8 protein-coding genes and 1 tRNA gene are annotated in these 15,173 nt (G+C 45.0%); 5 read left to right on the top strand and 4 right to left on the bottom strand.

The genetic code is table 11. The annotated features are described in order from the left end of the window. Positions 1–96: 96 nt before the first annotated feature. The gene (locus tag OX890_RS13545) at positions 97–1,869 is read right to left on the bottom strand and encodes a DUF885 domain-containing protein (RefSeq protein ID WP_126492048.1); all 1,773 of its coding nucleotides are present in this window, start codon (positions 1,867–1,869) and stop codon (positions 97–99) included. A 637-nt stretch (positions 1,870–2,506) separates the two neighbouring features. Between OX890_RS13545 and OX890_RS13550 the strand changes: the two genes are divergently transcribed. Together OX890_RS13550 and OX890_RS13555 are read left to right on the top strand one after the other, a co-directional pair. Then, positions 2,507–3,910 carry a DEAD/DEAH box helicase gene (locus OX890_RS13550; protein ID WP_126492049.1) on the top strand — a complete coding sequence of 468 codons (1,404 nt, stop codon included), beginning with the start codon at positions 2,507–2,509 and terminating at the stop codon, positions 3,908–3,910. Positions 3,911–3,989: 79 nt separating this feature from the next. Then, positions 3,990–4,490, top strand: a complete 501-nt coding sequence (locus OX890_RS13555; RefSeq protein ID WP_006081478.1) for a peptidylprolyl isomerase — start codon at positions 3,990–3,992, stop codon at positions 4,488–4,490. 340 nt (positions 4,491–4,830) lie between these two features. On the opposite strand, the gene OX890_RS13560 is transcribed toward OX890_RS13555, so the two are convergent. Next, positions 4,831–6,627 carry a cyanophycinase gene (locus OX890_RS13560; RefSeq protein WP_268649393.1) on the bottom strand — a complete coding sequence of 599 codons (1,797 nt, stop codon included), beginning with the start codon at positions 6,625–6,627 and terminating at the stop codon, positions 4,831–4,833. 346 nt (positions 6,628–6,973) lie between these two features. Here OX890_RS13560 and OX890_RS13565 point away from each other — a divergent pair, with 346 nt between their 5' ends. The 3 genes from OX890_RS13565 to iadA all read left to right on the top strand — a co-directional run bounded on the left by OX890_RS13565 (position 6,974) and on the right by iadA (position 12,270). Next, positions 6,974–9,577 (top strand): TonB-dependent receptor, encoded by a 2,604-nt coding sequence (locus OX890_RS13565; RefSeq protein WP_126492051.1) that lies wholly within the window; start codon positions 6,974–6,976, stop codon positions 9,575–9,577. Between the two features lie 78 nt (positions 9,578–9,655). After that, on the top strand, positions 9,656–11,101 hold the full coding sequence (gene yfcC / locus OX890_RS13570) for a putative basic amino acid antiporter YfcC (protein WP_126492052.1): 1,446 nt from the start codon (positions 9,656–9,658) through the stop codon (positions 11,099–11,101). Beyond that, entirely contained in the window at positions 11,101–12,270 is a 1,170-nt protein-coding gene (gene iadA, locus OX890_RS13575; RefSeq protein WP_268649394.1) for a beta-aspartyl-peptidase, read from the top strand. The genes yfcC and iadA overlap by 1 nt, the downstream gene beginning before the upstream one ends. 538 nt (positions 12,271–12,808) lie before the next feature. Here iadA and OX890_RS13580 read toward each other — a convergent pair. Together OX890_RS13580 and OX890_RS13585 are read right to left on the bottom strand one after the other, a co-directional pair. Next, positions 12,809–12,896: transfer RNA gene (locus OX890_RS13580), tRNA-Ser, on the bottom strand. A 213-nt stretch (positions 12,897–13,109) separates the two neighbouring features. Further along, positions 13,110–15,104: a methyl-accepting chemotaxis protein gene (locus OX890_RS13585; protein WP_268649396.1), complete on the bottom strand. Its 1,995-nt coding sequence runs from the start codon at positions 15,102–15,104 to the stop codon at positions 13,110–13,112. Positions 15,105–15,173: the final 69 nt, after the last annotated feature.

Below are 15,173 nucleotides of genomic sequence, written 5' to 3' on the forward strand. Positions count from 1 at the left end.
ACTGTGTTGACTTCACTTCCTCACTGTAATGTGTGCAACGATTCGGCATAAAAAAAGCAGAGCCTGAGCTCTGCTAATTTATATCAACATGCAAACTTATTTGTTTTGCATTAATTGACGAATATATTTCACTGGCGCGCTGCCGTAACTCAAGAATTGTTCGTGGAAGGTTTTAAGATCAAAATCTTTGCCTTGCGCTTTCTTGTATTCGTCACGGAAATCATAGATTTCACGATAACCAGAATAGTAGCTCGTCAGCTGAACTTGGCTAAGCGTAGCGCGGCGCCACTTGCCTTCGGCTTCTGCCTGCTGTTGGAAGGCTTCGTTCATCATCAGGGCGATAGCTTGCTCTTCGGTCATGCCTTTCACATGAATGCTGTAATCCAAAATAGTGTTACAGATAACACGCAAATTCCACTTGTAGTACATCAACCACATTTCAGGCTCAAAGTTGCCATAGCCTTCTTCTAGCATCATGCGCTCGGTATATACCGCCCAGCCTTCGACCATAGCGCCATTACCAAATAAACTTTTCACTAAACTCGGTGATTGGTTCGAGTAAACTAATTGAGTGTAGTGCCCAGGAATTGCTTCATGAATATTGAGGATTTGCAGGATCCAGTGATTATATTCACGTAAATAACTCTCGGCAGACGCATCACTCATGCCATCGAGCGGCGTCACGTTGTAATAAGTATTACCAGATTTATCGTAAGGTCCTGGTGCACTAATAGAAGCACCAGCATAACCACGCATATATTCGGGTGTTTCACGGACGACAAGTGGCTTTTTAGGATCTAATGTGACTAGGTTTTTCTTATTTACAAATTCAATTAACTCTGGAATTTGCTTACGTACTTCATTCACAAATTCATCACGCTGAACATGATTAGTCGACAACTTATCAATTAACTGACGAATGGCGAGCTTACTGTCCGCAGGTTTTGCCGTTTTAAAGTACTTAGGCCAAAGTTTATCAGTAATTTTTGCCATTTCACCTTGAACACGGTCTTTATCGGCCACGGCTTTTTGATACAGCTGTTTTGCTGTCATGCCCGCTTGAATATCAAAGGCAAATTTTTGCTCGTATAGCTCCTCGCCAATTCTAAAACTACGGGCACCGTCTTTTTTGAGTTGAACCACTAATTTGTCTAACCAAGCGATATGGCCGTTAATCGCAGCAGTGGCAGCATCAAACCGTGTTTTAAATAACGCTTTTTCCGTAGCCGTCAGACCAGAATCGGCGACCTGTTTTAACAAGTCATCGGAAAACACCGAAAATGCACCTTGGTTTTGCATCACAGCTAATTCGGTATGTTCCAATGTTGGCTTGCTAATGTTTGCCTGCGCGGCAGCATAATAAGCCGGTACATTTTCTAAACGCGCTAATACCGAACGTAATCTGTCATCTAATGGGGCAAAGTTTTCATTGATGATTTGGGCAAAACCGCCCGATACGTTGTAGCTTGAAGGATCCCACTGCCAAGATTTAAAACTGTCAATTTCCCATGCCATGCTGCCGAGTAAATTGTCGATCAGATGATAATCAATCAGTTCATTTGGCGTCAGCGACTTTTGCTCGAACTGGGTCAATTGGGCTTGTTGTGCTTTCACAAACGCTAGTGTTTTCGCACGACCTGCCGCATCGGGGATTTCAAGGTAGCCATCATTAACATGCTTGCCACTGTATAAGGCCCACGTCGGTGATAACTCCCACAGTGAATCAATAAAGGAGGCTGAAAATTGCTCAAATGACTGGGCTTTAACTTCAGCTGCAACCACAGGTGTAGTTTGACTGGTTTGGGATTGACAACCAGCAAGGCCGGCCAGCGATAACACTATCGCAATTGAAATAGCGGATTTTTTCATTATTATGGGTCCTTTGTTGATATTTAACAGGCATGCAAAAATTACCTAAGTTAATCATATTGTCCCAATAATTGCAGCAGTGTTAGCCGTGAATACATCTACGGTTACAAAATTGTGAGTTCTCGATATTTATGCCGCTTACCATTCATCTATTCGAGGTAAAATTCCCACTTTGCCAAACGAACTCAGATAATGATAATCGCCAATTCTGTTTCACCTCCTGATATACCCAAGCTACCTGAATATACGAGTTTCAGAGCGCCTAGGGGGCTCCAATTCAAGGCACATCAATGACAGAATGTCGGCTACCTTTTGAATTGATGCAACATAGAAGTGGAGTGCCCTAGGCGCTCCGTTCCGGCGGCTGATGTTAACCACGGGGTAACGCACTTTATGCCGCGTTGGTTATTTTTAACTTAGCCCACTAGGTCTGTAAATAACCGCAATCGCCATGGACGGCGTGAATGCAATTTATGCAGGAGCAATAAATGGCCTTGCCCAAAGTGCGTTAAATTACCGCTGAATCCTGCATCTTCAGGTTGTTTGGGTATATAATATCGCCCTGCTCCGCTGTTAACGCGTTGGCGTAACAGTTTGCTTATACATTATTGACCTGACCCTTTACCTGAGACATTCAATGCCATTTTCCAAACTTGGATTAAGCGATCCGATTTTAAGAGCCATCACTGAGCTCGGCTATTCACAACCTACTCCAATCCAAGAAAAAGCCATTCCGGTGATCTTGAAAGGTAAAAACCTGCTGGCTGGCGCGCAAACGGGTACAGGTAAAACCGCCAGTTTTGTGTTGCCACTACTGCAAATGTTCGCCGAGATGCCGAAAATTCGGGCTAAACGCGTTCGCGCCTTGATCTTAACCCCAACCCGCGAATTGGCCGTTCAGGTTGAAGACAATATTGCCAAATACGCAAAATACCTGCCGCTGACCTCTATGGCCATGTATGGTGGCGTCGATGCCGCACCACAGAAACAACGTCTTATTGAAGGCGTCGATATTCTGGTAGCGACACCCGGTAGATTGCTCGATATGTACACCCAAAGAGCGATTCATTTCGATGAAATCTCGGTATTAGTCCTAGACGAAGCCGATAGAATGCTCGATATGGGATTTATCGAAGACATCAATAAAATCATCGAACGTCTGCCAACAGAACGCCAAAATCTGTTGTTTTCGGCAACCTTATCTAAGCAAGTGCGCTTTTTAGCGAAAACAGCAGTTGAAAACCCTGTTGAGATTGAAATTGCCCGCGACAGTGCGAACGCACCGCAAATCGACCAATGGTTGATCACTGTCGATAAAGATAAAAAGTCTGCCCTGTTAAGCAAACTCATCACTGAGCAAGCTTGGGAACAGGCACTGATCTTTATCCAGACTAAACAAGGCGCCGCCAAACTGGTCAGCCAACTCGAAAAACGCGGTATTGCCGCCGAAGCCATTCACAGTGGTCGCAGCCAAGCGGTACGCGAGCAATTATTAGTCGATTTCAAGTCCGGAAAACTGCGCTTTTTAGTTGCGACCGGCGTGGCTTCTCGCGGTATCGATATCGACGCCCTCACCCGCGTGGTCAACTATGATCTGCCCGATGAAGCCGATGATTATATTCACCGTATTGGCCGAACCGGTCGTGCTGGCGCCTGCGGCGAAGCCATCTCCTTTGTTTCCAAAGATGATTTTAGAAACCTGTGTGCTATCGAGCGCCGCCTAGGCCACATCATAGTGCGTAAAGAAATTGAAGGCTTTGTGCCGAACAAAGAAGTGCCAGTTTCTATCCTCGATTTTGTGCCGAAAAATACCACGCCAAAAATCTTTAAAGCCCGCGCACCTGATGCTAGAACCTCACGCCCCGCGAAAGAAGGCTCCTTTGAAACCGCCCATGCGAAAAAGCATCGCAGCGCGAAATCAAAGCCTGAGGCAAAAGCCACTGTAGCGCGGCCGCAATCCACGCAGACTGACAACAGTAGCGAGACTACGGGTCGCAGTGCGCCTTTTAATCCGTGGAACAGCGGTTCTAAAACGAACTGATGGCCTAATACAAAGTCATGATCTAGTACCAGTCATGACTTATTAGAAATAAAAACTCATTAAGATAGAAGATATTAGCATGATTACATTCAGCACCAATTTAGGCGATATCACCATAGCACTCGACTTTGAACATGCGCCTGTCAGTTCAAAAAACTTTGTCCGCTATTGTGAAGAAGGCTTCTTTGAGCACACGATTTTTCACCGAGTGATCAAAGGCTTTATGATCCAAGGCGGCGGATTTACCGCAAAAATGAAAGAAAAGCCGACCCACGAGCCTATCGTGAACGAAGCCAACAAAGGCCTAAGTAACACCATAGGCACTATCGCTATGGCTCGCACCGATGCGCCTCATTCGGCCACGGCGCAGTTCTTCATTAACACCGCCAATAATGACTTTTTAGACCACACTGCCACCACCAATAACGGTTGGGGTTATGCGGTATTTGGTAAGGTCACTGCTGGAATGGATATTATCCAGCAGATTGAAAAAGTCAAAACCACCACAGTTGCCGGCCACGAAGATGTGCCCCGCGAACCCATCGTTATCGAGAAAGTGACGATTAATATCCAAAGCTGATCGTTAAAACGATAAGACTTTTCTTTTGATATAATGTATCGCTCAGTTTTGCTGAACGATACATTCTTTTCCGTAGCAGTTTTAAATTCATTAGTTCGCAAAAAATCATACTTAATAAATACTGCTTAATATAAATTTACTTTACCTAATTTAACCTCAATCATTTAACTTGAAACTTACTTAAAGTAAAAAACCTTAAATTATAGCTTCTTAACTTAAAATCAGTAGATTAATTATCCTCTCATGTTTTAAAATCTATCTAATATACACTTAACCTTAATCAATTTAACCTATCCTATTGATATCATAGCCATCCAACTAAAATTAATTCAACTTACTGTCATTTATCTAACGCTTTTAGTGTTAAACCCATCGACTGATATCCGCGTTCTTGATTTAAAATGCCTTGACAACTTAATACCGCCATTGGAGTAATAGTTAATTCGTACTTATCACTCAGTGATGTTGAATATATACCTTGCCGACACGCATTGCTGACCCAAGTAAAAAAGTCACTCTGCTTACTCATTATTGAAGTCAATTTGGCAGTCTGAGCTAGGCGGATATGAGTCAAATACTCACTAGTGGCGTCAATTTCAGCATAGGAACCCGGAGTGAGATAGTGCGAAACCGCATTTATTTCAGAGTTAGCTTGGCTTTGTTTCAATCGCTCAACTTGCGCTAATGCCCATACTCCATGCTCACCGACCACTGAGAGTGAACGATGTGATAAATCGACCAATAATGCTGTATTTTCATCGACCCCAAATGCCATTTTGCTATCGGCATTGGCGCTAAGGAGCAAGAGTCTTAAATAACGGTCTCGTTGTGAAAAGTGTGTGTCGGGTATACCAAAGGGAAAAAATCCAAGCCCACCTTGCTCGCGATAAGTGACCGCCGTTGCAGGAACAAAGGCATCACAATTAGCGACTTCACAACGCTCACTTAGCGCCTTGGTCGCGAAAATGCCAAAACTCAATGCCCCCTCACTTGTGCCACCGGTGATCATATTTTTATCAGCCATCACAGCAGTGCCAGCGCTGGTGCCACCGATAACAATTTCTTGTTTGGAAAGACGTTTCTTGATGATGCTTAATGCTTCGCTGGGTGATTCATCCGGCGTAGTCCACGCCTTTAATGTCAGACTCTGGTCGCCGCCATTTAAAAAGAGTCCGTCTATTTGATTAAGCAATTGATAGAGTTTAATGGGGCTGGCACAAAAATCCTTTTGTAGCTCAACTTGCTTTGGATAAAGCCTCGCCCTATCCGTATTTCCTTGTATTTGCTGTCTAAACATTTCGAGTTGGTCACACTGACGGGTAGCGATACCCGCTTGCAGTGCTGCATCTAAAGGCAGCCAAATAACCTCGGCCCCCATTTGCTCAAATACGCTGACATAGTAATGGGCCGCTTCAAAGGGATCGCGCGCAGAAGCGGTCACAACGGCGATCAGTGGACGTTTGGCATTGGGGTTACTTTGCTGGCGCTTTGCTAACGCTTGCTGCGTAAATAATTGATAAAGCGTCGCGGCATGAGAATTGGTTGTGGAATCAAGTAACACTTGTTCTTGTAACAGCGTGCCGTCAGCAAGCATTTGCTTTTCTTCTAATAAATCTAGCAGTGTGTAATATTCTTGGTCGCTCAAATGCGCCAGAAATTGCTTATCTATCTTTGCAATGGCTTGTTCAAGGCTTGCCAAGGTTAAGCTGTCACTATGTAAACGGCCAAGTGAACGGCCAATTTCAACATCACTATTTTTAAGACTGTTACTGACAGGAGGAAGTGCTTTAGCCGCTTGTCGTAATATCACTTTTTGTTGCTCATTTAACGACTGCAATCTTGGGTGTTTTAGTGCACGTTCGAGCCACTGTTCGTAGAAAACATAACGTGTTTCGCGTTTGGCATCGGCTGAGAATTTGACTTCCGATTGGCAATTTGCGGGAGCTTGAGAGCTGCAGGTTTTCATCCCTCCGCCCACCAGCATAAGATCAAATGGTTGATGAGTGGGTATCGATAAACTCAGGGTTTTCGCTGGCGCTGACTGCACGCTTGGGACGATAAATAGCAAAAGAGTAAAGTAAGAAATACTTAAGCTATTGAGCAAAAAAGATAAGTTTTTTAAGCAACGATTTTTCATAGTGGCACTCAATAAAAAGTGTGCGCCATGTATTGACTCAAGGCTCATGTTACGGATAGTCTTTTAACAGGTCAATAACAAAAGACTTCAGTTTATTACATGAAAACAGAAACAACTCTTTTCCAAAGATACCACTACCGCACATGGTATCTGTCCGAATGGTGGGACGAATAACCGCTAAACACCTTGTGTTTGGTGGAGTCTAGTCTAGCCGTCTTACTCCCCTCTCAATCATTTGATTGACGTTGCGCTTTCTGCAAAACATTAACTAATGCCATGCGTATTGACTCACGCGCAGCTTAGCGACGTCTAAAAATTCTAATAAGAGATTTATCGGGAGCTTATCATGAGAAGTTCTGTATTTTTGTGCGCTGTTTTTGGGTTAGCCTTGTCGCCCGTTGCTTTAGCTGTAGCCAATGAACTAGAAAAAACAACTGAGCAATCTGCCGCAGATGCGCCGGTCGAGCGAGTCGCAGTCACAGGTTCACGCCTAAAAGGGGTGGATATGGAAGGCGCCAATCCACTGCAAAGTTTCACCCAGGATGACATCACTAAACGCGGTTACGAGAGTGTGAGTGAGTTTCTACGCGATCTCCCCCAAGCATCAAGTGCGGGGACTTTCTCGGAAACTGGGGGTGTCGGTGGAGCCGATGGAGCACCAGCTGGCGCATCCGGCGTCAGTTTGCGCGGATTGGGTTCAAGCTCAACTTTAGTGCTAGTCAATGGCCGAAGAGTCGCCGTTGATTCATTCTCTAATGGTTCTGACTCGTTTGTGAACGTCAATTCAATCCCTTTATCTGCCATTGAACGCATCGATGTGTTAACCGATGGCGCATCGTCCATCTATGGTTCGGATGCCATTGCCGGGGTAATTAACTTTATCCTCCGTAAGGATTTTGTCGGGCATGAGCTCAGTGCCCAATATGGGGATGATACTTCTGATCACGATGCCAGCCGTAAGAATCTGACCTACGCTGGCGGCTTTGCCACAGAAAACAGCAATACTACGGTTGTAGTCGATTATGCGACGCGAAACGCCATCTTTAATAGCGATAGACCTGTTAATGTCACCTTTGAATCCAGCACTCGTATGACCATAGATGGTGAAGATTACGCTGAGTCTTGGTGTGGCGATGATACTCAAAAAAGTGGTACACGTTGCAATTATGACTATGTTATTCAACGCGCTATCCAACCTGACTTTGAGAACATAGGCACGACCTTTAATCATATTTATCGTCTAGATAATGGATTGGAGTTTTTTGCTGAAGGCATGTATCAAAAGAATACCGGTTCAGCCTATGAGGCGCCTGCGGGATATACAGTGGATGTTGCTGGTGATTCTGCCAACATTCCCCAGTATGTTCACGACATTGACATGCTAGATGGCAGTGTCAGCGACGTTATCACTGTTCGAACTCGTTTCCCTGAGCGTCGAGTACAGGAATATGACACTCAGAGCTATCGAGTCCTCGCTGGACTGCGCGGTGAACTTGCCGACTGGAGCTGGGAAACCGCAGCGAGTTATGGCAAATCTACAAACGAAATCAACAATGTTGCTGGCTATATGAATGCCACTAAACTGGATGCCGCCGTGGCGGCGGATGAATTTAATCCGTTCAATTTAGGCCGTGATAGTAGCGCTGCACAAATTGCTGCCCTGCGCGATCCCGGCATTCGTAAAGGTGTATCAGAGGTGTTGTCGCTGGATTTTAATATCAGTGGCGATCTGTTTGCATTACCCGCAGGTACAGTAAGCTCGGTTTTTGGTGGAGAGCTGCGAAAAGAGCAAATATTTGATAGGCCATCCATCAACGCAGTGAATAACGAAATTATCGGCTTAGGCGCAAGTGATGCCGAAGCAGACCGGACGCAATATGCTGTGTATGGCGAGTTTAATTTCCCCATTACCGACACCTTAGATGTGATCGCAGCTTTACGTTACGACCACTATAGTGACTTTGGTGGTGATGTTAACCCTAAAATATCAATGCGTTATCGCCCACTTGAGGATTTAGTATTAAGGGCATCATGGAGTACAGGTTTTAGAGCCCCTTCATTATCCCAATTAGGCGCAGGGACGTCGCTCAGCAGCCAGTATATCAATTGCGGTTCGGCCGAACCTTACAATGCCTTATGCGGTACTGCTGGCGCCGAGTTTGGCGAACTCGAGTTTGACCAAGAAACCATAGGCAATAAGGATTTATCCGCAGAAAAATCTGCCGCCATTAACGTTGGCGTCTCTTGGAACCTCACCGAAGCACTACAATTGACCGTCGATTACTGGCGCTACGAGCACGATGATATTGTTGATATTGATGCCAACACCACCTTAGACGCCTGTATTAAAGACAGTACAAAAATCGTGACTAGCGTTGCAGAACTGGGGGATGAATTCGGCTGTGTTGTTGATGGCCAAGGGGATATCAGCTTCTTACGCACTGGCTATTTTAACGTCGGCAATCAAAATACTGATGGCGTCGACTACAAGCTAGACTATGGCTTAGACACTGAAACCGCAGGTGAATTTAAGTTTTATGTTGCGGGCACTGAAACCCTATCGTTTGAAAGACAAGTCACACCTTCAACCCCAGTGGAAGATTTATTAGGGCGGTTAAGTGGCGCCTCAGAAATTGCTCGCCCTGAAAGCGTGCTTGATCTAGGAACCGACTGGCAGCTCAACGATTGGAGTGCCAGTTTATCGGGTCACTACATCAGTTCATTGGGTGATGGTGACTTTAAATTTGATAACGAAACCGTCGACAGTTGGCTCACCTTCAGTGCGAGCCTTGGTTATGAGTTAAATGAGCACCATAGTTTTTTGGTGTCAGTGCGTAACCTAACAGATGAAGAACCGCCCTACGCCTCCTCTCCAACCAATGGCTATGCAAGCTCAGTCCATGATTGGTTAGGCCGTCGCTGGAACGTACGTTATACCTTCAAGTTTTAATGTACTGACTTGAGGCATTGGCCGCAGCGTTTAATTGTGGCCAATGCCTTATTCTGACCCTTTATAAAGGCACATAGGATGAAATTACCTACTGCAAGGGCAATGCCCGACGCTTTTGTTATTTTATTTTTTATCGTTGTAGCCGCCGTAATAAGCAGTTATCTGTTTCCTGCGGGTTGGTTTGCTATGGTCGATATTGTTGATAGCGCTGGCAACATCACTCAAAGAATCGACCCACAACAGTTTTTCATGACATACGATAACGCGCATCATGTCAGTCTATTTTCAGCCGACGACAAAACGGGGCTGACCAATTTTGCCTTCGACGGCATGACATCAGGCGATCGCATGGGCTCGGCCGTTGGCGTCATGGCATTTATCCTTATCGTGGGGGGTGCCTTTGGTGTCGTCATGGACACAGGCGCCATTACGCAATGCATTATGGCGATGATCACCAAACTGCAGCGCAGCCAAGTATTACTGATCCCATTACTGTTTATAATATTTTCATTAAGCGGCGCGATATACGGCATGAGTGAAGAGGCCATTGCATTCTGCATTGTTCTGTTGCCGCTTTTTCAGGCTTTAGGTTACTCAGCAGCAACTGTGGTCATGGTCACCTACTTATCCACCCAAATTGGATTTGCTACCTCATGGATGAATCCATTTAGCGTGGCCATTGCGCAAGGGATAGCCGGTGTACCTTTAATGTCTGGCGCTGGTTTACGGATTGCGGCTTGGTTTGTGTTCACTGTTGTCGGCTTAATTTTTACCCTGCGCTATGCTAAAAAACATCGCTCGGCAGTGGATGCCACACTCGTGCAAGCTAACGATAAATCATTGAATAAAAAATGTTCCTCCTTTGACATTCTCGTGTTGCTTTGTTTACTCGGCGTAATTATGTGGGTGATTTGGGGAGTGGTAAGCCAAGGCTATTATATTCCGCAAATCGCCAGTCAGTTTTTTGCACTGGCATTGGTTGTTGGGCTGATTGCCGTTCTTTGGCGGAAACGTAGCTTAAACCAAATCTCAAGTGCCTTTCAAAAAGGCGCCAGTGAATTGTTACCCGCCGCTATGATTGTGGGATTCGCCAAAGGTGTGGTGTTATTGCTTGGCGGCGATGACCCACAACAGCCCTCTATTCTTAACACTGCCTTACATTATGCCGGCGAGTCCTTGGCAACGTTACCTGATGTCACCTCTGCCATTGTTATGTATATATTTCAATCTATTATGAATTTCTTTGTCGCATCGGGTTCCGGTCAAGCCGCCCTGACCATGCCTATCATGGCGCCGCTTTCCGATATTGCAGGCGTCACCCGCCAAGTATCCGTACTTTGTTTTCAGCTTGGTGATGGACTGACAAATTTAGTGATCCCTACTTCAGCCTCATTAATGGGTTGTTTAGGTGTGGCTAAAATTTCATACGCTCAATGGCTTGCGCTTATTTGGCGCTTTCAATTATTGCTGACCTTGATGGCCAGTGCCGTCATTTTATTTGCCGTTATTACAGGATATAGCTGATGTTAACTTTAATCCGTAACGCCGCCGTTTATGCGCCGCAGTTTTTAGGGCTACGCGACGTGTTATTTTGCGAGGCGAAAGTCCTTAAAATCGCCCCCGTCATTGATCTTAAGCATGCAGACTTAGTCACAATCATCGAAGCCAATGGCCGCCCTTTAATCCCAGGTTTAGTGGACCCCTTAGTGCATATCACAGGCGGTGGCGGTGAAGGCGGTTACCACACGCGTACTCCAGAGATGCAACTAACAGATGCCAGCCTTGCTGGGGTCACTACGCTCGTCGCAGCATTAGGAACCGACGCCATTAGTCGCAGCTTGAACGAACTTGTCGTCAAAGCAAAAGCGCTCACATACGAAGGCTTGTCTGTCTTTTGCTACACTGGCTCTTACGAATACCCCGTAAAGACCCTTACTGGCGATATCACCCAAGATCTGGTGTTAATCGACAATGTTATTGGTGTGGGTGAAATTGCAATTGCAGATCATCGAGGATCGCAACTCACAGTGCCAGAGCTCGCCAGAGTCGCAGCACAAAGCCGCGTCGGTGGCATGCTCAGCGGTAAAGGCGGCATAGTATTTGTGCATGTGGGCGATGGTGCGAGTGGTATTCAAATACTGCATCACATCGCGCAGCAATCAGATATCCCATTAACACAGTTTTATCCCACTCACATGAATCGCTCCCAGCAGCTATTAGAGCAAGGGCTTGAATTTGCACGACAAGGTGGGGTTATTGATTTCACGACGTCGACCAATACTCAGTATTTAAACGAGGGTGAAGTCGCGATCGTTAATGCGGTCCATTTTGCAATCTCGCAAGGTGTTAACTTGAGTCAAATCAGCTTAAGTTCCGACGGAAATGCTAGCCTGCCCATATTTAGTTCTGACGGAGAGTGTATTGGAATAGAAATGGGTAAAGTCAGCAGCCTATTTGAAGCGCTAGTGGCTTTAATTAACAGTGGTTTAACCCTAGAACAAGTGCTTCCTTTAGTGACCTCAAATGCCGCTCGGGTGCTCAAGCTAAAAAGTAAGGGCGGGATAAGCGAAACACACGATGCCGACTTTGTGTTATTAACGGATAACTTTAATATCGATAAAGTATGGAGCAAAGGGCAACTACTCGTTGATGAAGGTAACGCGCTGAAATGGGGAACATTTGAATCGCAGTAACTCAATAATGGCGCACGCGGCGCGCGTGCACCACACTCATAAACTGTGTGAAATGCGAGTAGATTACTCGCAAACAGAGCGTATCAAGCCCACTTTCTCAAGGTGAAAGCAGTTTGCATTGGTAAGTGCACTCTACTCCTCGCTGATTGACTGACATTTTAAAACGCGCAACGTTACGCCATCGAGACCCGAACTGCACCATTACAGTTACCGCGCTTCAGCCAAACTATCCCATAAAAACTGGGCATCTTATTGCCCTATTTAGGAAAAGTATTTTATATTCAGCAGATTAACGCCACTGCAAAACAGCTTGTTCTCTATCCTCTTTACAGATATTGGACATACAAGGTACGCGTAACACTAAGATGGGTAGATAAGTGCTGAATGAGTGAAAGAATATCACTAAGATAAAACCAGAAAAAAATGATTGGAAGGGAGATTTTAGGCTAAACAACTATATTAAAATCCGCATTTGGATCCCAAATAGTTCCCAAAAGAAAAACAGCGACTCGTAGTTCACTGTTTTTGTTTAAGAATTTGGCGGTGAGAGAGGGAGTCGAACCCTCGATACGTTACCGTATACACACTTTCCAGGCGTGCTCCTTCGGCCACTCGGACACCTCACCATATGTCGATTTATGTTAGCGTGGTTAATCTTTCACGTTTAATAATCGCTAGCGATTTTATATAGCCTTGCCGAGAGGCTTTCATCGTTAACGGAGCGGTACTGTACGCAAAAGCCTAAAGGGGGTCAAGTAAAAAAGACTCAGTTTCAGGCGGTTGCACAATTGCTAAACAAACCAGCGTCATTTCCTGAATCTTTTCACCGTTTTATGCCGTTAATTGACGGTAAATTTGTGTACTTCTTTTGACATTAAATTTGCGTCAAACGTTAGGGCTTTGGTCAGTTCCCTAAGCTCATCGGAGATCCTTTGAGTATTAAGGTAAATCTCACTGATCTTCAGTGCATTACGGTTTACGTCTTCGGATACCGCCGATTGCTCATGGGTTGCTGTGGCAATTTGCTCGTTCATTCGATCAATGATATCGACTTGCTCTACAATACGTTTCAGTTCGATACCCGCTTTCTCAGCTTCATGAACGCTGTTGTTTGCCTGTGCCAAGCCCCTTTCCATGGCTTTTACTGCAATGCTCGCCCCCGTTTTTAATCTGTCGGTCATATTTTTAATATCGGAAGTAGAAGTTTGCGAGCGCTGCGCTAAACTGCGGACTTCATCAGCGACAACGGCAAAACCGCGGCCCATTTCCCCTGCTCGTGCAGCTTCAATCGCAGCATTGAGTGCGAGTAGATTGGTTTGCTCAGCAATACTGCTGATCACATCGAGCACAACGACTATACCGTGGATCTCTTTATCCAATTCATTTATCGCTTGAGATGCACCACTAATATCATCTGCCAAAGCCTTAATTGATATACCTGTACGGCCAACTTCAATGTTACCTGACTTTGCCTCACGATTAGCGGCCGAGGACGCTTCGGATGCCTGTACGGCATTGCTGGCAATTTCGGTCACTGTCGCGCTCATTTCTGTCATAGCTGAGGCTACTTGCTCTGCCTCGCTGTGACCCGCCATCACATCTTGCTCCATGGCGTGGGTACAAAGGTCCATTTGGGCTACCGCTTGCTGTAGCTTCGCGCCGCTAGCACGCACATGTAGGATAACCTTTTCAAAATCACTCATCATGTCGTTAAAGGCGATGGCAAGTTCACCAAACTCATCCGAGCTTGTTTGAGTCAAACGCACACTCAAATCATAATGTTTACGGGCTTGTGTAATAGTCGAATACAAATGATGCACACTGTCGTGCAAGTAGCGGATCACAGATAAACTCAGTATCAAGACTATCGCTAATACTGAGATTAAGGTCGTGAGCACTAAGAACATTTTCTCATTTGCTGAGGATAATCTCTCATGGGTGATCTTGAGTAAATTAGCTGAGACCTGTTGCTCATATTCACGTAATAACTCAATCCGCGCGGTTGATTTACTAAACCAATCTTCTGGGCTTTGTTGTTGAATTTTTTGATTATCTTGCTCAAATGCAATTTGACGTAACAGTTCAACGTCATGCATTGCAGCTGAACTCTGTAAACGGTTAAATGCAGCGGGTAAATCCATTGAGGCTAAGGCTAAAAACCTTTCTTGGTAGGTATTTTGCTCCGAGACTAAAGTGATAAATTTTGCATAAACCTTAGGCTTAAATCCGGCTTGACCAAAGGTTGAGCTGAGTACTGCCCTTTCAATCCCCGCCCTCTCCTTCAATTGCAAAAAGGCACTAAAGGCCGCGGCTTTAATGGCGATTTCTTGGTTGGCACCCGTTTTTGCGGTTTCATCGACTATCGCCAGTAATATCTTATTTAATTCTGTGTAATAGGCGACTTCGTCGGCAACGCTGATACTTAAACTGTCCACCTGTGAGCGAATTGAATTTAATCGACCTAACTGTGAATTAAGTTCCTTAAGCTTAGGAGCAAATATCGATGGTAGCTGATTTTGGGTGATAAATTGCTGGTAGAGATTCAGCTGTGTATCCGTAAGCTGTCTTTGACTAGGGATTTTCGCGGCAAAGGCTTTTCCCGCAGAGCCAAGAAATCCAGCGCTCATTCCGCGCTCTTTTTGTAATTCGTGCACTAAATTACTGTTTGTCACAGCCAACTCACTCAATTGTACCACTAAGGTTAAATCCTGCTTATATTCATACTTTTCAATGAGGTAAAGGGAGCCGCAGAGGAAACAAGCTAATAAGGGAGGCAAAACGACCATTAATAATTTTTGTTTTAGACTGAGATTACCAATCCATTGCCATTTCATAAAAATTTCCTTTTAAACGAATTTTTAACTAAATTAGCGAACACTAGGTATAGCATAAGATTATGCATA

Source organism: Shewanella sp. DAU305 (assembly GCF_026802235.1).
Lineage (GTDB): Bacteria > Pseudomonadota > Gammaproteobacteria > Enterobacterales > Shewanellaceae > Shewanella > Shewanella baltica.